The sequence below is a fragment of the Micromonospora sp. NPDC005252 genome (assembly GCF_042872475.1).
In the GTDB taxonomy this organism is placed as follows: Bacteria; Actinomycetota; Actinomycetes; order Mycobacteriales; family Micromonosporaceae; genus Micromonospora.
Map to the genome: position 1 here is coordinate 379,991 of NZ_JBIAKN010000004.1, position 23,923 is coordinate 403,913.

Consider the following 23,923-nt stretch of genomic DNA (forward strand, 5'->3'; position numbering starts at 1 on the left):
GCTGTCGGGTATGTGGCCGAGCGCCGTCGAAAGAGCCGCATGAGTGCTATAAGCGCCACCAGCGCGCGCGATTGCTACCGGTTAACAGCGCCGATCGGGGGTAGCTCAGGAGGTATGACGAGATCGCAGCCCCGGCGTGCCCGTGGCACGGTCGGCCACGCGTACAGCGCGCTGAACCTCCGGCTCACCCTCGCCGGCTTCGGGTTGGTGATCATGGTGCTGTTCGCGGTGCTGGCGTTCTGGGCGGGGCTCGCCTGGCTCGGCGTGCTCTGCGCGATCTTCGCAGTCGTCGCCGTGGTCGACCTGGTCGTGATCCAGCGCCGCCGCGCCGCTCGCCGCCGTGAGGAGCCGGGCGTACGACACTCGCTGTTCGAGTGACAGGAGGACGAGATGCCCCACATCGCCACCACCAACCCCGCCACCGGCCAGGTGCTCAAAACCTACGAGGCGATGTCCACCGAACAGCTCGACGCCGCCATCGAGCGCACCAACCTCGCGTACCGGCAGCTGCGCGGCACCACCGTCGACCAGCGCGCCCGGTGGATGAACGCCGCCGCCGACCTGCTGGACGCCGAGCGCGACGAGATCGCCCGGATCATGACCACGGAGATGGGCAAGACGTACGTCGCGGCCCAGGCCGAGGTGACCAAGTGCGCCATGGCCGCCCGCTTCTACGCCGACAAGGCGCCCGCGTTCCTCGCCGACCAGCCGGCCGACGCCGCCGCCGTGAAGGCGACCCGGGCGTTCATCCGCTACCAGCCGATCGGTGTGGTGCTCGCGGTGATGCCGTGGAACTTCCCGCTCTGGCAGGTGATGCGCTTCGCCGCCCCGGCGCTGATGGCCGGCAACACCGGCCTGCTCAAGCACGCCTCGAACGTGCCGCAGACGGCGCTGCTGCTGGAGGACGTGTTCCGTCGCGCCGGCTTCCCCGAGGGGGCGTTCACCACAGTGCTGGTGGGCTCGGACGCTGTCGAGCGGATCCTCGCCGACCCCCGGGTCCGCGCCGCCACCCTCACCGGCAGTGAGGCGGCCGGGCGCTCCATCGCCCAGATCGCCGGCCGGGAGGTCAAGAAGACCGTGCTGGAGCTGGGCGGCAGCGACCCGTTCGTGGTGATGCCCTCGGCCGACCTGGACGCCGCCGCCGAGGTGGCCACCACGGCCCGCTGCCAGAACAACGGCCAGTCCTGCATCGCCGCCAAGCGGTTCATCGTGCACACCGACGTCTTCGACGCCTTTGCCGAGAAGTTCGCCGCGAACATGGCCGCGCTGCGCGTCGGCGACCCCATGGGCCCGGGCACCGACGTGGGTCCGCTGGCCAGCGAACGGGGTCGCGACGAGGTGCACGCCCAGGTGCGCGACGCGGTGGACAAGGGCGCGACGGTGCTCTGCGGCGGCGAGCTGCCCGCCGGCGACGGGTGGTACTACCCGCCGACCGTGGTCACCGACCTCACGCCGCAGATGCGGATGTGGTCCGAGGAGGTCTTCGGGCCGGTCGCCGGCCTGTACCGGGTGTCCTCGTACGAGGGGGCGATCGAGGTGGCCAACGGGACCAGCTTCGGCCTCGGGTCGAACGCCTGGACCCGGGACGCGGCCGAGCAGGAGCGCTTCGCCACCGACCTGGACGCCGGCAACGTCTTCATCAACGGGATGACCACCTCCTACCCGGAGCTGCCGTTCGGCGGCGTGAAGAACTCCGGCTACGGCCGGGAGCTGTCCGAGCTGGGCATGCGGGAGTTCTGCAACATCAAGACGGTCTGGGTGGGCGAGGGCGCGGCTTCCGCCGGCGCCGGCGCGCACGCCGAGTAGCTTCCCGCGCGGCACGCATCACCGGACGCCGTCATGGGTAGGAAGTGCGCCCATGACGTCGTTCGGATTCCACGCCTCCCACGAGCAGATCCCTCCGCGCGCCCTGCTGGAGGCGGTGATGCACGCCGAGCGGGCCGGCTTCGACGCCGCCATGTGCTCCGACCACTTCTCCCCGTGGAGCGCCCGGCAGGGCGAGTCCGGCTTCGCCTGGTCCTGGCTGGGCGCCGCGCTGCAGGCCACCGGCATGCCGTTCGGCGTCGTCAACGCCCCCGGCCAGCGGTACCACCCGGCGATCATCGCGCAGGCGATCGGCACCCTCGGCGCGATGTACCCGGGTCGGTTCTGGGCCGCGCTGGGCACCGGCGAGGCCAGCAACGAGCACATCACCGGCGACCCGTGGCCGCGCAAGGACGTCCGCGCCGCCCGGCTGCGCGAGTGCGTAGACGTGATCCGGGCGCTGCTGGCCGGCGAGGAGGTCAGCCACGACGGTCTGGTCCGGGTGGACCGGGCCCGGCTGTGGACCCGACCCGAAGAGCCGCCCGCGCTGGTCGGCGCGGCCGTCAGCGTGGCCACGGCCCGCTGGTGCGCCGAGTGGGCCGACGGGCTGATCACCGTGAACGCGCCGGTGGAGCACCTGCGCGAGATGATCGACGCGTACCGGGACGCCGGTGGCCGCGGCCCGCTGCACCTCCAGGTGCACGTCTCCTGGGCGCCGGAGCAGGCGCAGGCCGAGGCGCTCGCGTACGACCAGTGGCGCAGCAACGTCTTCGTCCCTCCGGTCTGCTGGGACCTGGAGACCGTCGAGCACTTCGACGTCGTCTCGGCCGACGTGCCACCCGAGCGGATCGCCCAGGTGGTGAACATCTCGGCCGATCTGGGCCGGCACGTCGGCTGGCTGGAGGAGTACGTGGCGCTCGGCTTCGACCAGATCGCCCTGCACCACGTCGGGCAGGAGCAGCGCGGGTTCATCGACGCGTTCGGCGCCGAGGTGCTGCCGAAGCTGCGCCCGGGCGGCTGATCGGGCGTCGGCCGACCGACCCCTAGGCTCGTACCCCATGGAAAGCCTGTTTCCGGTCGTCGTCTTCCTGGCGATCGCCACCCTGGGCGCGGCGCTGGCCCGCCGGCTCGGCCTGCTCGCGCCGATCGTGCTGGTCGTACTCGGCCTGGGGCTCTCGTTCGTGCCGGGCTTCCCGCAGATCCGGCTCGAACCGGAGCTGGTGCTGATCGGCATCCTGCCGCCGTTGCTGTACGTCGCGGCGTTGGAGACGTCGGTGCCGGCCTTCAAGAACAACATCCGGCCGATCCTGCTGCTCGCCGTGGGCCTGGTGCTGTTCACCGCGTTCGCGGTGGGCGTCGTGCTGCACCTGCTGCTGCCGCAGGTCCCGTTCGCGATCTGCCTGGCCCTCGGCGCGGTGGTTGCCCCGCCGGACGCCGTGGCCGCCACGGCCGTCGCCCGCCGCGTCGGGCTGCCCCGCCGGGTGGTCACGATCCTGGAGGGGGAGAGCCTGGTCAACGACGCCACCGCGCTGGTACTGCTGCGGGTCGCGACCATGGCCTCCATCGGCACGGCCGTCGGCACCGACAAGATCGCCCTCGAGGTGCTGCGGTCCACCGGCGGCGGCATCCTGATCGGGGCGCTCGGGGCGCTGGTGTTCGGCTTCCTGCACCGGCGGATCAGCGACCCGCTGCTGGACAACGCGCTGTCGTTGATCATCCCGTTCGCGGTGGTGTTCACCGCCGAGCACCTGCACGCCTCCGGTGTGGTCGCGGTGGTCGTCACCGGTCTGGTGCTCGGGCACAAGCTGCCGCAACTGCTGTCGGCGGCGTCCCGGTTGCAGGTCGGCGCGTTCTGGCGGCTGGTCCGGTTCCTGCTGGAGGGACTGGTCTTCCTGCTGGTCGGGCTGCAACTGCGGGAGGTGCTGCGCGAGCTCGACGAGCCGACCGGCTCGCTCATCCTGATCACCTTCGCGGTGCTCGCCACCGTCTTCCTGACCCGGTTCGTGTGGCTCTTCCCGGCCACCTACCTGGCCCGGTTGGTTCCCCGGATCCGCCGTCGGGATCCGGCCCCGTCACCGAAGTTCCCGATCATCATCGGGTGGGCCGGAATGCGGGGCGTGGTGACGCTCGCCGCCGCCCTGGCCCTCCCGCTGACCCTGGCCGACGACGAGCCGTACCCCCGGGCCCTGTTCATCTGGTTGGCCTTCGCGGTGATCGTGGTCACCCTGGTCGGTCAGGGCGCCACGCTGCCGCTGGTCGCCCGGCGGTTGAAGCTGCCCCAGGACGACCCGGTGCAGGACGCGTTGTCGGCCGCCGGGGTGCAGCAGCAGGCCAGCAGGGCCGCACGGGACCGGTTGGAGGAGTTGGCCGAGAGCGCACCGGGGTCCGTGGTGGATCGGCTGCGCCGGGTGCAGGAGGACCGCACCAACATGGCCTGGGAACGGCTCGGCGGCGACGAGCGGGAGACCCCGTCGCAGGCGTACGGTCGGCTGCGACAAGAGATGATCGACGCCGAGCGGGACGTGTTCCGCGCCGCCCGGGACGCCGGTCGAATTCCTGAGGAGGTGCTGGTGCGGGCCTATCGTGACCTGGACCTGGAAGAGTCGTTGCTGCGGCAGGAGGTCGAGCAGTGAGCTGTCAGCACCTGGCCGAGGCCGGCACCGCCGAGCCGCGCACCCCCGACGAGTGCGCCGACTGCGTCGCCATCGGCGACACCTACTGGGTGCACCTGCGTACGTGCCTGAGCTGCGGCCAGGTCGGCTGCTGCGACTCGTCGCCGAACCAGCACGCGAGCAAGCACTTCGCGTCCACCGGCCACCCGGTGATCCGCTCGGCGCAGCCCGGCGAGGCCTGGCGCTGGTGCTTCGTCGACGAGGAGATCGGCTGACCGGTCCCGGACGGCGCTGGCCGGCCTGGCGCTCGGCCACCGCTCACCGGCCGCCGGTCCGGAGCGGCGTCGCGGGGCGGCCGGCCAGGGCCCACCGGGTGAGCGCGGGGCTGGCCAGGCCCACCACGGCGAAGAGCGCGCCGACGGCCAGCCAACCGGGCGTCCCGCCGTCGAGCACCACGAGCGTCAACAGGGCCGGGCCGGCGGCGCGGGCCAGACCGGCCAGCATGCCGTCCGCTCCCTGGTAGGCGCCGACCGCGTCCGGCGGGGCGAGGTCGTAGGTGAGTCCCGCTCCACCAGCGCTGTGCCACAGGTCACCGGCGGTGTAGACGACGGTGGCGACCAGCAGCAGTGCGACAGCCGCAGCGGTGGGCAGGCGGGCGGTGGCCGCGTACAGCAGCATCGCGGCGGCCAGCACCAGGCCGGCCCGGCGCATCGTCCGCGCCGCCGCAGCGGCGGTGTCCGCGCCCCGGCTCAGCCGTACCGCCAGCAGGACGGTGAGCACCGTGTTGGTCAGCAGCACCGCCGACACGACCGGCGGGGGCGCTCCGACCACGGTCACCGCCCAGAGCGGCACCACCAGCGTGAGGACCGTCTGATGCAGGGCGAGCACCGCCGACGCGCCACTGACCGCGAGGAAACGGCCGTCACGCAGCGGCCGTCCACGGCGGGCAGTGACCGTCGGGGCCGGCACGGTCGTGGGCTGCGCAGCCGGGGCTGGCACGGTCGGGCGCTGCGCGGTCGTGGGCTGTGCGGTTGGGGCCGGCGCGGTTGTGGGCTGCGCGGTTGGGGGACAGGCCGGCAGCCGCAACAGCAGCGCCGCCGACACGAGATAGGTGGCCGCGTTGCCAGCCACCAGGATCTGGTACGCCAGGTGCGTGTCGGCGGCCAGCGCGAACCCGGCCAGACCCGCCCCGACCGCGATGCCCAGGTTCGCCACCGCCCGTAGCGTGGCGAAGGCGTGCACCCGACCCTGCGGGCCGGCGACGGCGGCGACCAGCGCGGCGCGGACCGCGAGGTTGCCCGAGGTCAGCAGCAGGTCGAGCACCGCCACGACCAGGAACACCGGAAACGAGCCGACCAGCAGGTACGTTGCCGCGACCACAGCCTGGAGCACCTGGAGGACGGCTCGCAGCGTACGCGGGTCGCGCCGGTCGGCCAGACTGCCGAGCGGCACGCTGGCGGTCAACCCGACCAGCCCGGCGACGCTGAGCCCGACGCCCACCTGGGCGGCGGACAGCCCCACGTCCCGGGTGAGATAGATGGCCGCGCCGGTCAGCCACAGTCCCGAACCGACGGTGTTCGCCAACGTGGCGAGGGAGAGGGTGCGCAGCCGCCCGGCCGGCGGCAGCGGCGACACACCCCGCATCAGCGTGAGATGACCATGGCCGAGGCGGAGTCGATGACCCGGTCGCTGTGGGTGGCCGGGTCGCCGTCGGTGGCCTGGGCGCAGCGCGTGGCCCGGTTGTTCCCGGTGGCCCGTTCGAACGTGTCGCCGTTGACAGTCATGGTGGCGACGCTAGGCAGGCCGGGCGGAGTTGGCGGTCCCGAAAGACGCGAGGCCGGTCACACCGCCCCGCCACGATGGTGTGGATCCGAGGGCCCCGGTCGTCACAGCTGGTGGGCTGGGCCGCGGTCACGTCCGCCGGTGGTAGTGGTTGCGGCGGGGGAGTTGGTCGGGGTCGAGCCAGGCCGGTGGAATGAATTCGGGGTGGCCGTCGAGGCCCAACCGGACGGTCCAGTCGCCGTGGTGGAGGTGTCGGTGGTGGTGCCCGCAGAGGAGCACTGCGTTGGGCAGGCTGGTGTCGCCGCCGTCGGCCCAGTGTCGGATGTGGTGGGCGTCGCACCAGCGGGGTGGGCGGTCGCAGCCGGGGAAGGCGCAGCCGCGGTCGCGCAGGACGAGGGCGCGTCGCAGCGGGCCGGTGATGAGGCGGCGTTGTCGGCCGACGTCGAGGGTCTGGCCGGCGCTGCCGAGGACGGCGGGGAGGATGGCGGCGTCGCAGGCGAGGCGGCGGACCGTCTCCGGGGTGAGGCGGGGGCCGGTGTCGAGGGTGCCGGCGTCGAGCTGCCGGGCCAGCGTGTCGAAGCTGGTGGTGACGACGATCTGCGCGGGCTCGCCGCCGTGCTCGGGTAGCTCGCCGGTGCGCAGGGTGAGGCGGCAGAGGTCGGCGAGGGCGTCGTGGCGGCGTTGCCCGGGACTGCGCGCGTCGTCCGGGCCGGACGGCGCGGTCAGCGGGTCGATCGCGGCGCGGAGCAGGCCGCCGGCCTCGGCGTCCAGGGTGCCGCTCAGCCGCAGGCGGCCGTCCGACAGCTCGGACAGGGTGACGTGACGGTCCCGGTCGGAGCGGCGGGCCTCGGCCTCCAACGCGGCCCGGGCAGCGGCTTCGGCGACCTCCGGTGCGACATGGTCGAGGATCCGGGTGCCCAGCTTGCGCAGGAGAGTCGGCTCGAACTGCCCGGCCCACCCGACCAGCACGCCGACCGCCTTGTCGGCGGCCTCGGCGCCGGCGGCCATGTGCACCGTGCTGACCGTGTCGCCGATGACGCGGGCCTGCTCCACTGTGATGTCGCCGCCGGCCAGAGCGGCGCGCACCCCCGGCGCTCCGGTGTCCAGCGCGCTGGCGAGGTCGACCAGGCGGCGGGCGGCGGAGACCGTGAGTCGTAGCCGCTCACGCAACCAGACGGCCGTCGAGGACGCGCCCTGCGCCTGGGCCGTGCCGCGGCCGTCCAGCTCACGCACGAGGGCCAGCTGCACGGCCGCCAGGCGCTGCTCAAGCCGGTGCGCGGTGTCGAGTGCCGCGACGAGGTCGGGCTCGGTGAGTGCCCAGGCCGGCGCGTCGACGCACGCCGCGACCGCCGCCTCAGCCTGCGTCAACTCCTCCACCATGGACCGAGAATAGAACAGGCGTACGACAACTTTGATGCATGCCTACATCGGCGGTCGTCTCATGCGGCTGAGGCTGGGTGCCGGCTGCTCGCCGACCCTGACGCACGCTGAAGCGGCCCACACCTGCCGGGTGCGGGCCGCACTGCTGTCCCGATTGGCGCCGGCCGTCAGATCGACAATGGAAGCGGGCCTCAGGGCATGCCGCCGGAGTCGCTGGCGACGCCGCTGTCGTAGGCCCGGTTGTCGTCCCCGCCGTAGCCCTCGCCGCGCAGACTGCCACGGCGCTGGCGGCGCTGCTCGTGTCCGCTGGTCCGGATCGCCTGGCGGGCTCGGCGCATCGTCTCCTCGGGCCCGTCGGCCCGGGTGCGGCGACGGCGCCGCAGTGCGAAGACCGGCAGGACGGCCAGCAGTAGCGCTGCCGCCGCCCCGGCCAGGAGCCACGTTCGTCCATCCATGCTCGTGATGGTAGGTACGCAGGTCCAGCCGAGCTGGTGGCCGCCCGGGGGAGGGCGGCCACCAGCCGTGCCTGCTCAGGACAGCGAGCAGGGGTTTCCGTTGACGGTGACCAGACCCGGCCTGGGGTTGGCGCCGCCGTTGGTCGTGGCGTTGAAGCCGAACGTCACCGTGCCGCCGGGCGCGATCTTGGCGTTGTACGACTCGTTGCGTGCCGTCACCGTCGCGCCGGACTGGGTGACCTTCGCCATCCAGGCCTCCCGGACGCGCTGGTCACCGGTGAACGCGAACCGCACGCTCCAGCCGTTGACGGCCGTGGCACCGGTGTTGCGGATGGTCAGCTGGGCGGTGAAGCCGGTGCCGCCCTGCCAGGTGCCGTAGTTGGCGTAGTTCACCGAGCAGGTGACGGCCGGTACCGCGCCGGCCTCGCCCTGGTCGGCCAGGAACGAGGAGATCCAGGCCAACGCCGAGTTCCAGTTGATCGCGACCTCGTTGGTCGAGTACGAGTTGATGTCGTCGACGTAGCAGAACATCGGCTTGCAGCCGGCGAGCAACTGCGCCGCGAACGGATCCTGCAGCGCCGCGTTCGCGCCACCGGCGAGGGAGCCGTCGGGCGGGCGGGGCAGGTCGGGGTTGAGCTGGTGGCCGAAGATCCGGCTGTGCTGGTTCTGCGCGTTGTGTTCGCCCCACCCGGTGACGTAGGAGATGTTCAGGGCGTTGTGGCCGAGGATGTAGTCCATGGCCTGGACGGCGCCGTCGCGGTAGCTGGCGTCGCGGGTCAGGTCGAAGGCGGTGGCCAGGACGATGGCGTTGTTGATGATGCTGCTGTTGCCGCCCCAGAAGTAGCTGTTGGCGTCACCGGGCATCGGCAGCCCGTACGCCTGCCGGCGCAGCTCGGCCAGGTACGCGTCGGCGGCGCCGGTGACCGAGGCGCGGACCCGGGTCAGCTCGGCGGCCGGCAGCCCGCTCGGCACGGTGGCCAGGTCGAGGCGGCCGAGCGCCGCGACGCTCTGCCAGCCGAAGCCCCGCGGGTCGAACACGTCGCCGGTGTGGTGCGGCGAGGCGCTCAGGTCGGTCAGGTAGGTCTGCTCCCCGGTGCTGAGGTACAGCTCGACCGCCGCCCAGTAGAACTCGTCGGTGACGTTGCCGTCGTCGTACGCGCCGCCGCCGGTGCCGTCGTTGGGGCTGGCGTACACCGCGGGATGGGCCTTGGCGGCGGCGTAGGCCGTCTTCGCGGCAGTGGCGCAGCGGCGGGCGAACGCCGCGTCGTAGGGGGCGAACAGCCGCGCGCACTGGGCGGCGGTGGCGGCCAGGTTGAGGGTGGCCGCGGTCGACGGCGGGTGCAGCTCACGTGGCTGCGGGTCGTCCTGCGGGGCGAGCGGCAGCCCGGTCCAGTTCTGGTCGTGGATCTTGTGGTGGACCATGCCGGCGAGGGGCTTGCCGGCCGGCACCTGCATGCGCAGCAGGAACTCCAGCTCCCAGCGGGCCTCGTCGAGGATGTCCGGCACGCCGTTGCCGCGCTCGGGCACCCGCAGCGAGCCGTCGGCCAGCCTCGCGCCGCCGTCGGCGGTGGCCGCCGTCTTGGTCCGCTCGAACGTGTTGAGCAGCTGGTAGGTGGCGATGCCGCCGTTGACCACGTACTTGCCGTGGTCGCCGGCGTCGTACCAGCCGCCGCGCACGTCGAGGGAGTAGTCGCAGACGCCGGGCTGGCAGGGCACGGTGGTGTCGCCCCGGTTGGGCGCGACGCCGAGGTGGCCGGCCGGGCGGGCGTACTCGTCGCCGATCAGGTCACCGTCGATGGCGATGCCGCTGCGCTGGGCGTAGAAGAACTGCAACGAGTCGGCGCGCAGCCGGTCGTAGAGGGTGCCGGAGATGTCGAACGGGTGGCTGGTCTCGCCGTCGACGGTGAGCGTCAGCCCCGCTCCCGGGGTGCGGTAGCTGGAGAAGTCGACGGTCTGCACGTTCTGCCCGGAGGCGGCGTCCACGCCACGCGTGGTGGTGGTGCCGCTGGCCAGGACCGCGCCGGCGGCCGAGCGGAGCTGCCAGGGCAGCGGCGCGGTCGCCTCGGTGACCACAGTGGCGTTCTTCGGCCCGCCCGGCAGGTAGCCGACCTGGTTGACGCGGACGCGGGGCCCGGTGTCCGGCTCGTACGGCGCGGGTGGCTCGCCGCCGCGCAGCGACACGCTGTCGAGGCAGATTGTCTGCGCCTGCGCGCTGCCGCCGACCTGGAAGATGAGCTGGGCGTTCTGGTTGTCGTCCGGGACGGTGAAGGTCGACTCGACGCGCCGGACGGTGCCGGTGGCGGCGGCGTCCACGGCGGCGTACGTGGTGTACGGGGCGCTGCCGAGCTGGAGCACGGCCTTGACGGCGGTGCCGGGCGTGGCGGTGATGTCGAAGCCGAGCGTGTACTCGGCGCCGGCGATCAGCGGCACGCCGTCCTGGCCGATGCCGGCGTCCCACGGGTTGGCGAGTCCACCGGGGACGGCGGCGCAGAGCCGGCCGTCGGTGACCGCGAGCGGGTTGGTGCCGTAGGAGAACCACGGGCTCACGCCCGCGCTGAAATCCCCGTTGTCGATCTGCTCGGGGGCGTCCGGTGGAGGATCGGCGTAGGCCGCTCCGGCGCCCGCGCCGGTGAGGGCCAGGGTGGTCGCCGCAGCCAGGAGGAGGCGACGTTTGGATGGCGTCACGGGGTAGTCCTTCCGGGACGGGAGGTGAGGCAGGTGGCGGTGGCGACCTGGGAGCGCTCCCAGGTTGCGGCTCGATGTTTCCAGTGGCGGTACCTCCTGTCAATTGATCCGACTGGATGGGATCTGCCGTCCGACGAGGGTGCAAGGAGCGCGAGGCGACGGAACGCGAGACGTGAGATTGGCCGCGCCACGCCCCGTCGTCCTGATCTCCTAGAGACAACTGCGCCCTTCGCCTGGCAGGCTGCCTCCCATGACCCTGAAGCTGCGTTCCGTGGGAACGAGCGACCGTGGGCTGATCCGCAGCGGAAACCAGGACGCCCTGCACGCCGGCACCTGGCTCGTCGCCGTCGCCGACGGCATGGGCGGAATGGCCGCCGGTGACCTGGCCAGCTCGCTCACCATCGACGCGGTCGCTCCGCTGGATGTGGAGACACCCGAGGACGCTCTGGTGGCCGCCCTGCAGGACGGCATCGCGCTGGCCACCGCCCGCATCCGGCAGGCGGTCGCCGACGACCCCGAGCGCCAGGGCATGGGCACCACGCTGACCGCCCTGCTCTTCGCGCGTACCGGCAGCTGCCTGGCCCTCGCCCACGTCGGTGACTCGCGGGCCTACCTGTTCCGCGAGGGTGTGCTCAAGCAGGTCACCCGCGACGACACCTTCGTCCAGATGCTCGTCGACCAGGGCGTGATCACCGCGGACCAGGCGAGCAGCCACCCGCGCCGGGCGGTCGTCACCCAGGCGTTGCAGGGTGAGGACGTCTCCCCGTCGTACGCGACGATGGTGCCCCGGGCCGGCGACCGGTGGCTGCTGTGCAGCGACGGCCTCTCCAACGTCGTCCGCCCGGACACCCTGGTCGAGGTGCTCACCGGCTACCCGGACCGGTCCGCCTGCGCCGGCAAGCTGATCGACCTGGCGCTGCACGCGGGCGGGCCGGACAACGTCACAGTGGTGGTGGCCGACGTCGTCGAGGAGTAGCCCCTCCTCAGCGCCGACGCGGCGCGGCACGCCGGGTTGGCGTCGCCGTGCCCGGGTCCTCCGGCCACGGATGTCGGGGATAGCGGCCGCGCAGCTCCGAGCGGACCTGCGGATAGCCGGTACGCCAGAACGACGCGAGATCCGCGGTGACCGCCACCGGGCGGCCGGCGGGGGAGAGCAGGTGCAGCAGCACCGGCACCCGGCCGCCTCCGACGCGCGGGGCCGCCGGCCAGCCGAACGTCTCCTGAAGCTTGACCGCCAGCACCGGCGCCGCCGGATCGGCGTAGTCGACCCGTATCCGCGAGCCGCTGGGCACCTCGATGCGTTCCGGCGCCAGCTCGTCGAGGCGCGCGGCCTGGGCCCACGGCAACAGCCGGCGCAGCGCCGAGGTCACGTCCACACGGCTCAGGTCGGCGCGTCGCCGGGCAGCGGCCAGTTCCGGCCCCAGCCACGTCGGGGCGGTCGCGAGCAGCGCCTCGTCGCTGACGTCGGGCCACTCGTCGCCGAGGTGGTGCCGGCAGAACGCCATCCGCTCGCGCAGCCCCCGTGCCGCAGGCGTCCACGGCAGCAGCCCCAGCCCCTCCTGGCGCAGGCCGGACAGCAGCGCCGCCGCCACCTCCGCCCGGTCCGGGCGGTCCAGCCGCCGCGCCACCAGCTCGATCGCGCCCAGCCGGGTCACCTCCCGGGCCACCACGTCCCCGTCGGACCAGCCCACCTCGCGGCGCGTGGACAGCAGCGGGCCGGCCGCCTCTCGGGCGGTCGCCTCGTCCAGGGGGGTGGCCCGACGGATCCGCGCCGACGGCGCGCCGGGGCGGCGGTCGGCGACGGCCACCGCGAGCCAGTCGGACCCGGCCAGCCCCGATCCGACCGCCAGCTCCGCGGCGGTCCCACCCGTCATGAGGTACGCGGACCCGCCCGGCCGCCGCACCCGGGCCAGCCGCTCGGGGTACGCGAGACCGACCAGCAGCCCGGCGGCGAGATCGTCGGTGAGTCCGCCCGAGGCGGCCCGCCCACCGGCGGGCAGCGCGGCGCGTAACCGGCGTACCTCGGTGCGCCAGCGGGCCGTGGCACCCGCGTCGGTCCCGGCGCGCAGCCGACGCCAGCCGGCCACCAGGTCGTCGCCCGGGCCGGCCGCGCTCTCCTCGGCGAGCAGGGCCACCACCTCGGCGGCGCGGTCCGCGCCGACCCGACCGGCGCCGTCGAGCAGCGCACGAGCCAGCCGCGGGTGCGCCCCGGCGGAGGCGATCACCCGGCCCCGCCCGGTGATCCGGCCCGTCCCGTCGACCGCGCCCAGCGTCTCGAGGGTGTCCCGGGCCACCGCCATCGCCGCGGCCGGCGGCGGATCGGGCAGCGCCAGCCCGACGCCGTCGGGGCGCCCCCAGGCGGCCAGCTCCAACGCGAACCCGGTCAGGTCGGCGGTGGCGATCTCCGGCTCCGGCCGGGCGGGCAGCCGCTCGTGGGTCGCCTCGGACCAGCAGCGGTAGACGTACCCCGGGGCCTCCCGGCCGGCCCGGCCAGCCCGCTGGGTGGCGGCGGCCCGGGAGACCGGCACGGTGATCAGCGCGCCCAGTCCACGGGCCAGATCGATGCGGGGCACCCGGGAGAGTCCGGCGTCCACCACCACCCGCACGCCCGGCACGGTGAGGCTCGTCTCGGCCAGCGCGGTGGACAGCACCACGCGACGCCGGCCGTCGGGGGTACCGGGCCGCAGGGCCGCGTCCTGCTCGGCGGCGCGCTGGCGACCGTGCAACGGCAGCAGGTCGACGGTGTCCCGCAGGTCGCCGAGCCGTCCGGCGACCGCCGCGATCTCACCGGCCCCAGGCAGGAAGACCAGCACGTCGCCGTCGTGCTCGCGTAGCGCCCGCCGGACCGTGGCGGCCACGTGGTCGAGCAGGGCGCGGTCCACCGGCCCGGCCCCCGGCGGCGCGACCGGCCGCGGCGGCGGCGCCCAGATCCGCCGTACCGGGTGCAGCGCCGACTCGGCCCGGACCACCGGGGCGGCGGCGGTCCCGCCGAGCAGCGCGGCGAACCGGTCGGTGTCCGGCGTGGCGGACATCGCGAGCAGCCACAGGTCCGGTCGGAGGGTGGCCCGGGCCTCCACCGTGAACGCGAGTGCGAGGTCGGCGTCGAGCTGCCGCTCGTGGCACTCGTCGAGCAGCACCGCACCGGTGCCGGGCAGCTCCGGGTCGTGGTGCAGCCGGCGGACCAGCAGGCCGGTGGTGACCACCTCGATCCGGGTGGCCGGGCCGACCCGACGCTCGCCGCGTACGGCGTAGCCGACCCGGTCGCCGACGCGCTCGCCGAGCAGCTCGGCCATCCGCCGGGCCGCGGCGCGTGCCGCCACCCGCCGGGGTTGGGCGATCACCACCCGTCCGTCGACCCGGTCGGCCACCGCCAACGGCGCGAGAGTGGTCTTGCCGGTGCCCGGCGGGGCCACCAGGACCGCGGCGCCGGCCGCGTCGAGCGCGGTCAGCAGCGCCGGCAACGCCGGACGGACCGGCAGGTCCAGGGTTACGTCGGAGAGCACGGCCCAGTCTCGCACCGGTGCGGGGGACTCAGCCGCGACGGACCTCGGGAAGACCGTGCAGGAACGAACGCCAGGCGGCCGAGCCGAACGCGAGCACCGGGCCGGAGCGATCCTTGCTGTCCCGGACGGCGACCCGACCGTCGACTGTCGCGACCTCCACGCAGTTGCCGTTGCCACTGCTGCGCGTGCTGGTGCGCCAGTCCGCCCGGGTCAGGTCGAGCGCCGTCATCCGTGGTACCTCTCGTCTGCGTCGGCGTGCCGCAGACGCGGTCACGCAAAGTTACGAGAAGCCTCCTTGAGGTGGGTCAGCGACGCCCCCGGATCGAGTGCCATCCGGCACAGCTCCTCGTGCAGAAGGCTATACCCGAGCACATGATCGGCATCCTCCAGAGCCAGGCCCATCGTAAGGTTATCCAGGTAAACCACTGACGCGTCGGCGGCGTCGGCGAAGTTGAGGATCACGTACGGGGTGGTCATCGCCGGATGCTCGCCGGCCGCGAACGGCAGTACCTGAATTGTCACGTTGGGTAACTGGGCGATGTGGCTCATGTGGGCCAGTTGCTCGGCCATCACGGCGGGGCCGCCGACCGGGCGCAGCAACACGGCCTCGTTGAGCACCACCGACAACCCGACGGGGTCCTCGCGGCGCAGCACCTCCTGGCGGCGCAGCCGGGCCGCGACCTTGCGCTCCACGCCGTCCTCGCCGGCCGTGCGGCGGAAGATCGCCCGGGCGTACGCCTCGGTCTGCAGCAGTCCGGGCACCGACTCGGCCTCGTACGTGCGCAGCGCCGCCGCCTCCGCCTCCAGTCCGACGTAGAACTCGAACCACTCCGGCAACACGTCGCTGTAGTTCTGCCACCAGCCGCGCTGCTGCGCGCCCCGGGCGATCTCGATCAGCGCCTCGGCGTCCGCGCCGGTGACCTGGTACAGGGCGAGCGCCGCCCGCACGTCGCGGGGCTTGATGCCGATCTGCGCGGTCTCGATCCGGGACAGGTTGCTCTTGGACATGTCGAGCTGGCGGGCGGCCACGTCGAGGGTCATGCCCGCCCGTTCCCGGAGCTGGCGGAGCTCGCGTGCGATGCGCCGACGGCGCACGGTGGGGCTGGCGGCGGGCCGGATGGTGGAGGCGGCGGTCACCGTCCGAGTCTGTCACGACAAGATCCGCAGGTCGCGCCTGCACGGAGTGCAACTTTCAAATCTGGGAGTTGCGTTGCAGTAGCCGTCGGTGCATCCTTTTCCGGGCGCAAACACTGTGGACACAGCCGAGCGGGAGGACCGTTTGCTCATCGCCGACGAGTTCTTTCTCATCGCCCACAACGACACCCGCGGCAAGGCCAAGCTCCACCCGGCGGCGACCGGCCTCGGCCTGGCCGCCGGGCTCCTCGGTGAGCTGACCCTCTACGGGCACATCACCGTCTCGGGTGGACAGGTCACCGTCATCGACCGGCGCCCACCCGCCGACGCGCTGGCGCACACCGTGCTCGACCAGTTGATCGGTGAGTCGCAGCACCGGGCCGTGAACGTCTGGCTCAGCTTTCTGGCGCAGAGCGCGACGACCTCGGTGGGCGAGCGGCTCGCCCGGGCCGGCGTACTGCGCCGCCACGAGAGCCGGCGGCTGCTCCGTACCTCGGTCAGCTATCTGCCGATCGACCTCAACGCCGTGGCCTGGCCGGCCACCCGGCTGCGGGCGCTGCTGGAACGCCCCGACCCGCCGAGCGTGCCGGACGCGCTGCTGCTCGGCCTGGTCGTGGCCGCCGGGCTGACCCGCGAGGTGCTGTGGAGCGCCGGCCCCCGCGCCCACCACCGGCTGAACGTCCTCATCCCCGCGCTACCGGCGCCCCTGAAGGAGCTCGTCGGGCACACCGAGGCCGCCGTCGGCGCAGCCGTGCTGCGCGGCATCCCCTGATTCCCCCGGTAACCCCAACCCCTCCCCCTCGACAACCGGAGTAGTCGTATGCCATCGACATCGACAGTCGACCGACCCAGCAATGTCTCCGAAGCCCTCGCGAGGGGACGCCTCGGCGTCCCCTCGGTCATCTTCTTCGTCCTGTCCGCAGCCGCGCCGCTGACCGTGGTGGCCGGCGTCGTCACCACCGGCTACGGCGTCATCGGCGTGACCGGCATCCCGCTGGCCTTCCTGGTGGTCGCCGCAGTGCTCGCACTGTTCTCGGTCGGCTACGTGGCGATGTCCCGCCAGGTCGAGAACGCCGGCGCCTTCTACGCCTACATCTCGCGTGGCCTCGGCCGGCCGGCCGGCGTCGGCGCCGCCTGGGTGGCGCTGATCGCGTACAACGCGCTCCAGGTCGGGCTCTACGGCACCATCGGCGTCGCGGCCGAGCCGGTGCTCGACCGGATCTTCGGCGGACACCCGCACTGGTCGATCGTCGCCCTCGTGGCGTGGGCGCTGGTCGGCCTGCTCGGCCTGCTGCGGGTCGACATCAACGGCCTGGTGCTCGCCGCGTTGCTGGTCGCGGAGATCGTGGTCATCCTCGTCTTCGACCTGGGCCAGCTCGGCAACCCGGCCGACGGTCAGGTGAGCTTCGCCGCCCTGTCGCCGGACAACCTCTTCGTGCCGGGGGTGGGCGCGGTGCTGGTGCTGGCCATCCTCGGGTTCGTCGGCTTCGAGTCCGCGGTGGTGTTCAGCGAGGAGAGCAAGGACCCGAAGCGGACGGTGCCGCTGGCGACGTACCTCTCGGTGGCGATCATCGCCGGGCTGTACGCGCTCTCGTCCTGGACCATGACCGTCGCCGTCGGGCCGGACAAGATCGTCGCTGAGGCCGGGGAGCAGAGCGTCGGGCTGATCTTCAACCTGGCCGCCGCCCAGCTCGGCGACACCGCGGTCACCATCGGGCAGGCGCTCTTCCTGACCTCGGTGCTCGCCGCGATGATCTCGTTCCACAACACCACGGCCCGCTACACCTTCGCGCTGGGCCGGGAGCGGGTGCTGCCGGCGGTGTTCGGGCAGACCTCGCCGCGGACCGGCTCGCCCCGGGCCGCGTCGCTGGCACAGAGCGTCCTCGGCCTGCTGGTCATCCTGCTCTACACCGTCAACGGCTGGGACCCGGTGGTCCAGCTGTTCTTCTGGGGCGGCACCACCGGCGGGTTCGGCGTCCTGCTGCTCATCGCCACCACCTCGGTGGCGGTGATCGCCTACTTCGTCCGACACGGCGGCGAGACCCTCTGGCGCCGGGCCATCGCACCCGGCCTGGCCACCGTCGCACTCGTCGTGATCATCTGGTTGGCCGTGTCGAACTTCGCCAACCTGCTCGGCGTCGCACCCGACTCCAACCTGCGCTGGGAGCTGCCCGCCGTCTACCCGGTGGCGGCCGCGCTGGGCATCGCGTGGGCGCTGCTGCTGCGCGCCAACCGTCCGGACACGTACGCCCGGATCGGTCTCGGCGCGGCGAGCGCTGCGGCGGCCGTGCGGTCGGGGGAGCAGCCGGCGCCGACGCCGGCTGGTGCGGAGGTGTCCCGATGAGCGTGGCCATCGAACGGCTCGGGCCGCAGGACACGGCGCTGGTCGCCAACCGGATCGCCGAGGCGTTCACGGCCCTGGAGGTGACCTCCTGGCTGGTGCCCGACGCGAGCAAGCGCGAGGCCGTGCTGGCCGGGGACTTCGAGATCCTGGTCGACCACGCGATGCGGCACGGGTTCGTGCACGCCACCGCGGACCGGGCCGGAGTCGCGGTCTGGTTTCCGTCGGTCGGTGAGCCGGCCCCGCCGCCGCCTGACTACGACGCCCGGCTCGCCGCCGCGTGCGGCGAGTGGACCGACCGGTTCCAGCATCTCGACGAGTTGTTCGCGGCGAACCACCCGCATCCGGACCACCACCACATGGCCTTCCTGGCCGTGCAGCCGGGACGGCAGGGGCACGGGTTGGGCACCGCGTTGATGAGGCACCACCACGCCTGGTTGGACGCCAACGGGATGCCTGCCTACCTGGAGGCGAGCAGCCCGCGCAGCCGGGACCTGTACGCGCGGCACGGTTACCGGGCCGGCGAGCCCTTCCGGGTGCCCGACGGCACGCCGTTCTGGCCGATGTGGCGGGAGCCCGCCGGCCGCTGACGGGACCGGCCGGGCCGCTGCCCCTGAGGGAGCGACCCGGCCGGTGCGCCGTTCGAACGTCCCGACACACGATGAAGGGCCGGGTCCACGCTGACCCGGCCCTTCATCGTGTGGTGCCTAGTACGTGCCGTCGAGCTGGCCGCGCAGCTTGGTCAGCGCCCGGGCCAGCAGCCGGGAGACGTGCATCTGCGAGACGCCGATCTGGTCGGCGATCTGCGACTGGGTCAGGTTGCCGTAGAACCGCAGGGTGAGGATCTTCTGCTCGCGCTCGTCGAGCGTGGCCAGCGCGGGGCCGAGGGCGACCCGCAGCTCGGCCAGCTCGAACTCGTTGTCCTCGCCGCCGAGCATGTCACCCAGCTCGGTGGCCCGCTCGCCGTCGCCGGTCGGGGTGGACAGCGACACCGCGTTGTACGCGCGGGCGCCCTCCAGGCCCTCCAGGACCTCTTCCTCGGTGAGCTTGAGGTGGGCGGCGATGTCGGCGACCGTCGGCGAGCGGCCGAGGGTCTGCAGCAGCGAGCTGTTGGCGTCGGAGATGGCCAGCCGCAGCTCCTGGAGGCGGCGCGGCACCCGGATGTCCCAGGTGCGGTCGCGGAAGTGCCGCTTGAGCTCGCCGATGATGGTGGGGATCGCGTAGCCGGCGAAGTCGACACCGCGGGACGGGTCGAACTTGTCGATGGCCTTGATGAGGCCGACGGCGGCGGTCTGCGCCAGGTCGTCGGTCGGCTCGCCCCGCCCGCTGTAGCGGTGGGCGAGGTGGTTGGCCAGCGGCAGCCAGGCCTCGATCGCGCGGTCCCGCAGAGCGGCGCGCGACGGGTGGTTGGCCGGCAGTGCGGCCATGGCGTTGAGCAGGTCGGCGGCGCTGTCGGTGAGCGCCCGCGGGTCCAGCTTGGTGGTGCTCGTCTGCTCGGCAGTCGTGCTGCTCGCCTGCTCGGTGATCGTTGGCGCGGTCATGGGTGGTCCTCCCTGCACCTCGTCCGCGGACAAAAAGACGTGACGCTTTGGTTTAGCTTCGAATGGGCCGTTCGGGACTCACCTTAACCTGATCGGCTCCGAGAAATCTAGCCGAAAGGTTGATGTACTTAAGGCGTGTTGAACCACAAAACGCGCAAAAGCGGCAGCCGTCGAGCAGGTTGTGGGGTCTCTTACCCATGTGCCGGGCGATCCTGCGGCACCCGGTCGTCCCTCTGGGCCCAACCGGTCGGTGCCGCACCCTCCGCCAAGTGGTCAACATGAAATCCGACATTCGGGCGGCAGTGTCAACTATCCGTCGTTGTCCCGTCGGCGGGACCGGCCGTAGCGTCGCTGGGTAGACACCCGGTTCGGAGGCACCATGCTCGATCCAGCGGCTCCCCAGCTCGTCGTGAACAGTCGCACCCTGTACTTCAGCTGGTTGCCAGCGGATCCTGACGCGGTCGCCGCACTCGTCCCCGCCGGGCTGCGTCCCCGTGCGGACCGGCAGGTGTTCCTCAACCAGTACGTCGTCGAGGACGAGACGCAGACCTCCGGCTTCGGCGCCTACTCGTTGACGTACCTCGGCGTCTCACTCGCGGGCGTGGACGCGCCCGGGGGGCTCAACCCGGGCGGCTGGTGGACCCACTACGTGGCCTCCAGCCGGCTGGTCCGCGAGTACGCCACCGCGCGGGGCGCCCCGGTGCTCGCCGGTCATACCAGGATCGAGGTGAGCGGCGAGGCGCTGCTCGCCGAGACCGAGGCGGACGGGGCGCCGCTGATCCGCGCCCGGTGTCGGGTGGGGGAGACCGGTCACGTGATCAGCAGCGGGCACCACCGCTACTTCACGTGCCGCGACGGCCAACTGCTCAGCTCGGTCTACCCGTTCGTGGCCGAGCCGGTCGCGCCGTTCGAGATCGAGTCGGTGGAGTTCCTGCAACCCCGGCACCCGATGTACGCGCTGCGCCCCGCCAACCCGCTGACCATCGGCTTCGGCTACTTCTCGCCGCGCTCCTCGTTCGCCTACCCCGGCGGCCTGACCGTGCACCCGGGCGGCGCCGGCCTGCCCGAGCCGGCCCGGCAGGTTCACCAGGTGCCGGCCAGCCTGGCGCGCAGCGGCCTGCCGTCCGGGTCGTAGACCAGCCGGTACACCGGCAGCGCCCAGGTGCGGATGTACCAGGGCAGCCGCTCGGGGCGGTGCGGGCGCAGCCGGCCGGGCGGACGATCGCCGACCTGGCCGCCGTCGTACCACCGTTGCAGTTCGTCGGCTGCGGCCGTGATGGCCGCGACGGCGTCGGCCGGGTCGAGCAGGTCGGCGTCGTCCGTGCCGTCCGGGTCCCGGTCCAGGTGCTCGCGCCAGAGCCGCAGCCGCAGGTCCCGGGCGTAGGCGCGTGCCCCGTCGCCGAGGCCCGCCGGGTCGGTGGGCGTCCGCTCGTCGCGCGTGTCGTCGAGCACCGCACAGGACAACTCGCTGTCGTGCGTCCAGGAGCGGCGGTTGAAGTTGTCGCTGCCGACGCTGGCCCAGACGTCGTCGACCACGCAGACCTTCGCGTGCACGTAGACCGGGGTGCCGGCGTGGTTCTCCACGTCGAACACGTGCACCCGGTCCGGCGCGGCACGCTCGCACAGCGACAGCGCCTGCTCCCGGCCGACCATGTTGGGTGGCAGGGCGAGCCGGCCGTCCACGTCCGGGTGCCGGGGCACCACGGCGACCAGGTGCAGCTCGGGATTCTCCCGCAGCGCCTGGGCGAACAGGTTGGCCACCTCGGTCGACCAGAGGTACTGGTCCTCCAGGTAGATGAGCCGTCGCGCGCGGTGGACCGCCTTGGTGTAGCCCCGGGCCACGGTCCGCTCGCCGTCGGGCGCGAAGGAGTAGCGCGGCCGGACGGCGGGGTAGGTGCGCAGCACCTGGATCTGGTGCGGCCCGCACTCGGGCGGGTCGGCGGGCTGCTCGGGCAGCGGGTCCGGCCGCAGGTCCGCGCCGCGCAACCGATCCCGCAGATACGCCATCGGGTTCTCCGAGTCCAGCGGCATCGGGTCGGTCCAGCGCTCCCGGAACACGGTGTCCAGCGCGCCGACCACCGGGCCGCGCACCGCGAGCTGCACGTCGTGCCAGGGCGGGTTCGAGCCGTACCGGGAAGACATCTGCACCGGCTGCGGGTCACCGCCGTGCGCGGCGTCGTCGCGGCGACTGTGGCACAGGTCGATCCCACCGGCGAAGGCGATGTCCCGCTCCGGGTCGCCCGGGTGCCGCAGCACCACCAGCTTCTGGTGGTGCGAACCGCCGCGGCGGACCCGCTGGTCGAGCAGCACCTCGCCGCCGGCCGCCGAAATCGTCTCGCTGAGGTTGCGGTTCTCCGCCTCGCTGTAGGCCAGCGCGTCCAGGTGTGAGCGCCAGATCAGCCCCTTGACCACCACGCCCCGCTGGGCGGCCTGGGCGAAGAGCTGGGCCACTGTGGGGCCGTCGGGGCGCAGCCGCTGGTCCGGGTCGCCCCGCCAGTCGGTGAAGAAGAGGTGGTCACCGTCGGTCAGCGCCTCCACCTCCTCGACCAGCCGGTCGAAGTACGCCGCGCCGTGAATCAACGGCTCGGCGAGGTTTCCTCTGGTCCAAACGGGTAACCCAGAGACCGGGTTGGCGCGTTCCTGTGCGCTGAGGAACCAGTCCTGTAACGGCACGTCCAGCCCCCCGGAGGTCGACAACGTCCTCACGGTAGGACCCCCGAGGCGGGTCCGCATGCCAGGCCGGCCGAACGGTGACCTGGATGACGACGCGAGCACGACCGAACAGCCGAGGAGGCCACACCATGCACCGCGAGACGACGAACCCCGTGACCGAGTACCGCGAGCCGGCGGTGGAGAGCGAACGGGGTGCGCTGGTAGCGGTGTTGCTGATGGTGATTCTGGGCGTCGCGGGGATTTTCGCGGTCTCGTAAGGCCGCGGCGGGTCAGCCGGATCGGCTCCGGTGCGCCGATCGTCTCCAGATCGGCGATGTGGGGGCTTCCTCGCGACGAGATGCCCCCACGTCGCCGATCTGGAGTAGATCAAGGGGAGGGCGAGGCGACTCGCTTTCGCATTACGTGCACGGGCAGAGACGGGTTCGCCGCTGCGGCCTCGGCCAGCTCGGCGTGGCCGAGCAACTCGACGATTCGGTCCACCGGTAGTCGAGGGCATACCGCCATCGCCTGGCGTACTGCGGCGTCGGGGTCGTGGGTGAGTCGGTCGATGAGCGCCGGATCCGCCTGTGGGTCGTGGGCGACGAGCCGCCGGACCGCTGGATCCTGGTCGTCGGCGAACCGGGCCAGCGCCGCAGTCGGGAAGTTCGGCAGAGCCAGCAGCCGATAGCGGTCGCACCGGCGGTGCTCGTACTCGCGGAACACCCGCAGCAGCAGGTCGGGTGGTGCGGCCGGATGGTGGTGGGCGAGGAGGGTTCTTACATCGGGATCGGGGTCGTCGGCGAGCGCGGCGACGACGTCGGCGGGCAGTCGCGGATCGACCGCGGCCCGCCGGCGCAGCAGCGGGTTGACCGACGAGGCGATGCGCACCGATTCCGCCAACGGCGGCAGTGGTGGGGGCGGCAACACCGACCGGTGGTGCCAGCAGAGGCCGGTCCGGCGGTCCCACGGTGCCGTGGTCAGGTCGATGTCGATCGCCGCGCGGTCCACCTCGCTGAGCGCGGGATGGACGGAGACGGCGGTGCGGACGGACACGTCCGGATCAGCGGCGAGCCGCGCCAGTTGCGAGCTGGTCAGGTCGTCGCGCCGGGCGAGGCCGCACCGGACATCTGCCGAAGGGTGGCCGAGCAACGCCTCGACCACCTCCGGCGGCAGTGTCGGGTTGGTCGCCATCGCGTCGGCGCCCTGCCGGCCGTCCCGGTCGGCAAGCACGTACTCGATGAGCGCGGGCGCGAGCCGCAGGTCGCTCAGCATGCCTCGGTACGCGTACCCGTTGCCGGGCAGGTCCGCAGGCTCCTGTGCCCGTTCCCGCTCGGCGAAGAAGTGGGCCGTCGCCGCCCGTACCTCCGGTACGTCGTCGTGCAGCAGGACTTCGCGCAACTGCTCGCGGGACGTCTCGTGCACGCTGCCGAGCAGGTCGACCGCGGCGGCGCGTACAAGGGGTTCTGGATGGGTGGCGATGCTGCGGACCGCACGCCGGTCGCGCGTCCCCAGGTCGATGACCTCGCCGCGCAGCTCGGTCGGTGTCATGAGGCCACGCCGGAAGTACCCGAGGAGCTGGTCCACGGACCGCATGAACGCGCGGTCCGGCAATGCCAGGCCCGGATCCTCGCGAACGAGTTCGACGACGCGGTGCTCGGGGTCGTCCGCGAGGCGGAGCCGGATCGCCGGGTCGACGTGTGGGTTGGCCGCGAGCGCGCCGCGTACGCGGGCCACGGGGTGACGCGTCGCCGCCGCGACGACCGCAGGCGGCAGGTCGGCCCGTCGCCGGAATGCTGCCGGAACGGCCTCGGCGTGGTCATCGAGGAGGCGCAGCAGCACGTCGAGCGGTGCCGCCGGATTGCCCGCCAAACCCCGCGCCACCGGGTCTCCAGCCGGACCGTCCAGCCAGAGGTTGCCGCGGATGTAGACGACCCTGGGGCTGCCAAGGTGGCCGTCGTTCGTCGAAGAATCGGCGGTCGGTCGGAGCGTCGTCCAAGAGTCGTCGGTAATCACGATCAGCGAGGTTATAGCGGCG

Annotated in this window: 22 protein-coding genes; 11 read left to right on the forward strand and 11 right to left on the reverse strand. The window is 72.9% G+C overall.

The window, feature by feature from the left end:
* Nucleotides 1–114 precede the first annotated feature (114 nt).
* The 5 genes from ACFYPH_RS14725 to ACFYPH_RS14745 are packed head-to-tail and all read left to right on the forward strand — an operon-like array spanning nucleotide 115 to nucleotide 4,690.
* A complete protein-coding gene (locus tag ACFYPH_RS14725) occupies nucleotides 115–378 on the forward strand; it encodes a DUF6343 family protein (protein WP_354858297.1) in 264 nt (87 codons plus the stop codon).
* Between the two features lie 12 nt (nucleotides 379–390).
* Complete coding sequence (locus ACFYPH_RS14730; protein WP_387181979.1) at nucleotides 391–1,806, forward strand: NADP-dependent succinic semialdehyde dehydrogenase; 1,416 nt, start codon at nucleotides 391–393, stop codon at nucleotides 1,804–1,806.
* 52 nt (nucleotides 1,807–1,858) lie between these two features.
* The gene (locus tag ACFYPH_RS14735) at nucleotides 1,859–2,824 is read left to right on the forward strand and encodes a TIGR03885 family FMN-dependent LLM class oxidoreductase (protein WP_355065594.1); all 966 of its coding nucleotides are present in this window, start codon (nucleotides 1,859–1,861) and stop codon (nucleotides 2,822–2,824) included.
* A gap of 37 nt (nucleotides 2,825–2,861) precedes the next feature.
* Nucleotides 2,862–4,436 carry a Na+/H+ antiporter gene (locus ACFYPH_RS14740; RefSeq protein ID WP_363935921.1) on the forward strand — a complete coding sequence of 525 codons (1,575 nt, stop codon included), beginning with the start codon at nucleotides 2,862–2,864 and terminating at the stop codon, nucleotides 4,434–4,436.
* Nucleotides 4,433–4,690, forward strand: coding sequence for a UBP-type zinc finger domain-containing protein (locus ACFYPH_RS14745; RefSeq protein ID WP_363935924.1), 258 nt, complete (start codon nucleotides 4,433–4,435; stop codon nucleotides 4,688–4,690). The genes ACFYPH_RS14740 and ACFYPH_RS14745 overlap by 4 nt, the downstream gene beginning before the upstream one ends.
* Before the next feature lie 43 nt (nucleotides 4,691–4,733).
* On the opposite strand, the gene ACFYPH_RS14750 is transcribed toward ACFYPH_RS14745, so the two are convergent.
* The 5 genes from ACFYPH_RS14750 to ACFYPH_RS14770 all read right to left on the reverse strand — a co-directional run bounded on the left by ACFYPH_RS14750 (nucleotide 4,734) and on the right by ACFYPH_RS14770 (nucleotide 10,717).
* Nucleotides 4,734–6,059 carry an MFS transporter gene (locus tag ACFYPH_RS14750; protein ID WP_387181984.1) on the reverse strand — a complete coding sequence of 442 codons (1,326 nt, stop codon included), beginning with the start codon at nucleotides 6,057–6,059 and terminating at the stop codon, nucleotides 4,734–4,736.
* Nucleotides 6,059–6,199 carry a hypothetical protein gene (locus ACFYPH_RS14755; protein WP_387181987.1) on the reverse strand — a complete coding sequence of 47 codons (141 nt, stop codon included), beginning with the start codon at nucleotides 6,197–6,199 and terminating at the stop codon, nucleotides 6,059–6,061. The genes ACFYPH_RS14750 and ACFYPH_RS14755 overlap by 1 nt, the downstream gene beginning before the upstream one ends.
* A gap of 127 nt (nucleotides 6,200–6,326) precedes the next feature.
* Nucleotides 6,327–7,577 carry a DUF222 domain-containing protein gene (locus ACFYPH_RS14760; protein WP_387181990.1) on the reverse strand — a complete coding sequence of 417 codons (1,251 nt, stop codon included), beginning with the start codon at nucleotides 7,575–7,577 and terminating at the stop codon, nucleotides 6,327–6,329.
* A gap of 191 nt (nucleotides 7,578–7,768) precedes the next feature.
* On the reverse strand, nucleotides 7,769–8,032 hold the full coding sequence (locus tag ACFYPH_RS14765) for a hypothetical protein (protein ID WP_387181992.1): 264 nt from the start codon (nucleotides 8,030–8,032) through the stop codon (nucleotides 7,769–7,771).
* 75 nt (nucleotides 8,033–8,107) lie between these two features.
* Nucleotides 8,108–10,717: a glycoside hydrolase family 9 protein gene (locus ACFYPH_RS14770; RefSeq protein ID WP_387181995.1), complete on the reverse strand. Its 2,610-nt coding sequence runs from the start codon at nucleotides 10,715–10,717 to the stop codon at nucleotides 8,108–8,110.
* A gap of 250 nt (nucleotides 10,718–10,967) precedes the next feature.
* Here ACFYPH_RS14770 and ACFYPH_RS14775 point away from each other — a divergent pair, with 250 nt between their 5' ends.
* The gene (locus ACFYPH_RS14775; protein WP_354858276.1) at nucleotides 10,968–11,693 is read left to right on the forward strand and encodes a protein phosphatase 2C domain-containing protein; all 726 of its coding nucleotides are present in this window, start codon (nucleotides 10,968–10,970) and stop codon (nucleotides 11,691–11,693) included.
* 7 nt (nucleotides 11,694–11,700) lie between these two features.
* Here ACFYPH_RS14775 and hrpB read toward each other — a convergent pair whose 3' ends face one another.
* Genes hrpB through ACFYPH_RS14790 form a run of 3 tightly spaced genes read right to left on the reverse strand, consistent with a single transcriptional unit; the run spans nucleotide 11,701 to nucleotide 15,315 of the window.
* The gene (gene hrpB, locus ACFYPH_RS14780; protein WP_387182346.1) at nucleotides 11,701–14,220 is read right to left on the reverse strand and encodes an ATP-dependent helicase HrpB; all 2,520 of its coding nucleotides are present in this window, start codon (nucleotides 14,218–14,220) and stop codon (nucleotides 11,701–11,703) included.
* 28 nt (nucleotides 14,221–14,248) lie between these two features.
* Complete coding sequence (locus ACFYPH_RS14785) at nucleotides 14,249–14,449, reverse strand: DUF397 domain-containing protein (RefSeq protein ID WP_354858273.1); 201 nt, start codon at nucleotides 14,447–14,449, stop codon at nucleotides 14,249–14,251.
* A 41-nt stretch (nucleotides 14,450–14,490) separates the two neighbouring features.
* Nucleotides 14,491–15,315 carry a helix-turn-helix transcriptional regulator gene (locus tag ACFYPH_RS14790; RefSeq protein ID WP_355065765.1) on the reverse strand — a complete coding sequence of 275 codons (825 nt, stop codon included), beginning with the start codon at nucleotides 15,313–15,315 and terminating at the stop codon, nucleotides 14,491–14,493.
* A gap of 184 nt (nucleotides 15,316–15,499) precedes the next feature.
* On the opposite strand from ACFYPH_RS14790, the gene ACFYPH_RS14795 reads away from it, so the two are divergent.
* The 3 genes from ACFYPH_RS14795 to ACFYPH_RS14805 are packed head-to-tail and all read left to right on the forward strand — an operon-like array spanning nucleotide 15,500 to nucleotide 18,285.
* Nucleotides 15,500–16,126 carry a GPP34 family phosphoprotein gene (locus tag ACFYPH_RS14795; RefSeq protein ID WP_354858351.1) on the forward strand — a complete coding sequence of 209 codons (627 nt, stop codon included), beginning with the start codon at nucleotides 15,500–15,502 and terminating at the stop codon, nucleotides 16,124–16,126.
* Nucleotides 16,127–16,174: 48 nt separating this feature from the next.
* Nucleotides 16,175–17,698: an APC family permease gene (locus tag ACFYPH_RS14800; RefSeq protein WP_355136219.1), complete on the forward strand. Its 1,524-nt coding sequence runs from the start codon at nucleotides 16,175–16,177 to the stop codon at nucleotides 17,696–17,698.
* Nucleotides 17,695–18,285, forward strand: a complete 591-nt coding sequence (locus tag ACFYPH_RS14805) for a GNAT family N-acetyltransferase (RefSeq protein WP_387181999.1) — start codon at nucleotides 17,695–17,697, stop codon at nucleotides 18,283–18,285. The genes ACFYPH_RS14800 and ACFYPH_RS14805 overlap by 4 nt, the downstream gene beginning before the upstream one ends.
* Before the next feature lie 117 nt (nucleotides 18,286–18,402).
* Here the strand turns inward: ACFYPH_RS14805 and ACFYPH_RS14810 are convergent, their stop codons facing one another.
* Nucleotides 18,403–19,236: a SigB/SigF/SigG family RNA polymerase sigma factor gene (locus ACFYPH_RS14810; RefSeq protein WP_387182002.1), complete on the reverse strand. Its 834-nt coding sequence runs from the start codon at nucleotides 19,234–19,236 to the stop codon at nucleotides 18,403–18,405.
* A 379-nt stretch (nucleotides 19,237–19,615) separates the two neighbouring features.
* On the opposite strand from ACFYPH_RS14810, the gene ACFYPH_RS14815 reads away from it, so the two are divergent.
* A complete protein-coding gene (locus tag ACFYPH_RS14815; RefSeq protein WP_387182005.1) occupies nucleotides 19,616–20,371 on the forward strand; it encodes a hypothetical protein in 756 nt (251 codons plus the stop codon).
* Here ACFYPH_RS14815 and ACFYPH_RS14820 read toward each other — a convergent pair.
* On the reverse strand, nucleotides 20,320–21,909 hold the full coding sequence (locus tag ACFYPH_RS14820) for a phospholipase D-like domain-containing protein (RefSeq protein WP_354860188.1): 1,590 nt from the start codon (nucleotides 21,907–21,909) through the stop codon (nucleotides 20,320–20,322). The genes ACFYPH_RS14815 and ACFYPH_RS14820 overlap by 52 nt on opposite strands.
* Before the next feature lie 128 nt (nucleotides 21,910–22,037).
* On the opposite strand from ACFYPH_RS14820, the gene ACFYPH_RS14825 reads away from it, so the two are divergent.
* Nucleotides 22,038–22,166 carry a hypothetical protein gene (locus ACFYPH_RS14825; protein WP_354860174.1) on the forward strand — a complete coding sequence of 43 codons (129 nt, stop codon included), beginning with the start codon at nucleotides 22,038–22,040 and terminating at the stop codon, nucleotides 22,164–22,166.
* A 109-nt stretch (nucleotides 22,167–22,275) separates the two neighbouring features.
* Here ACFYPH_RS14825 and ACFYPH_RS14830 read toward each other — a convergent pair whose 3' ends face one another.
* Nucleotides 22,276–23,769, reverse strand: a complete 1,494-nt coding sequence (locus tag ACFYPH_RS14830; RefSeq protein ID WP_387182008.1) for a hypothetical protein — start codon at nucleotides 23,767–23,769, stop codon at nucleotides 22,276–22,278.
* Nucleotides 23,770–23,923 lie beyond the last annotated feature (154 nt).

Coding starts and splice junctions, on each gene's coding strand:
- ACFYPH_RS14725 (WP_354858297.1), top strand. CDS start 115: ATGACGAGATCGCAGCCCCGGCGTGCCCGTGGCACGGTCGGCCACGCG.
- ACFYPH_RS14815 (WP_387182005.1), top strand. CDS start 19,616: ATGCTCGATCCAGCGGCTCCCCAGCTCGTCGTGAACAGTCGCACCCTG.
- ACFYPH_RS14775 (WP_354858276.1), top strand. CDS start 10,968: ATGACCCTGAAGCTGCGTTCCGTGGGAACGAGCGACCGTGGGCTGATC.
- ACFYPH_RS14730 (WP_387181979.1), top strand. CDS start 391: ATGCCCCACATCGCCACCACCAACCCCGCCACCGGCCAGGTGCTCAAA.
- ACFYPH_RS14805 (WP_387181999.1), top strand. CDS start 17,695: ATGAGCGTGGCCATCGAACGGCTCGGGCCGCAGGACACGGCGCTGGTC.
- ACFYPH_RS14750 (WP_387181984.1), bottom strand. CDS start 6,059: ATGCGGGGTGTGTCGCCGCTGCCGCCGGCCGGGCGGCTGCGCACCCTC.
- ACFYPH_RS14755 (WP_387181987.1), bottom strand. CDS start 6,199: ATGACTGTCAACGGCGACACGTTCGAACGGGCCACCGGGAACAACCGG.
- ACFYPH_RS14810 (WP_387182002.1), bottom strand. CDS start 19,236: ATGACCGCGCCAACGATCACCGAGCAGGCGAGCAGCACGACTGCCGAG.
- ACFYPH_RS14800 (WP_355136219.1), top strand. CDS start 16,175: ATGCCATCGACATCGACAGTCGACCGACCCAGCAATGTCTCCGAAGCC.
- ACFYPH_RS14765 (WP_387181992.1), bottom strand. CDS start 8,032: ATGGATGGACGAACGTGGCTCCTGGCCGGGGCGGCGGCAGCGCTACTG.
- ACFYPH_RS14785 (WP_354858273.1), bottom strand. CDS start 14,449: ATGACGGCGCTCGACCTGACCCGGGCGGACTGGCGCACCAGCACGCGC.
- ACFYPH_RS14735 (WP_355065594.1), top strand. CDS start 1,859: ATGACGTCGTTCGGATTCCACGCCTCCCACGAGCAGATCCCTCCGCGC.
- ACFYPH_RS14760 (WP_387181990.1), bottom strand. CDS start 7,577: ATGGTGGAGGAGTTGACGCAGGCTGAGGCGGCGGTCGCGGCGTGCGTC.
- ACFYPH_RS14740 (WP_363935921.1), top strand. CDS start 2,862: ATGGAAAGCCTGTTTCCGGTCGTCGTCTTCCTGGCGATCGCCACCCTG.
- ACFYPH_RS14825 (WP_354860174.1), top strand. CDS start 22,038: ATGCACCGCGAGACGACGAACCCCGTGACCGAGTACCGCGAGCCGGCG.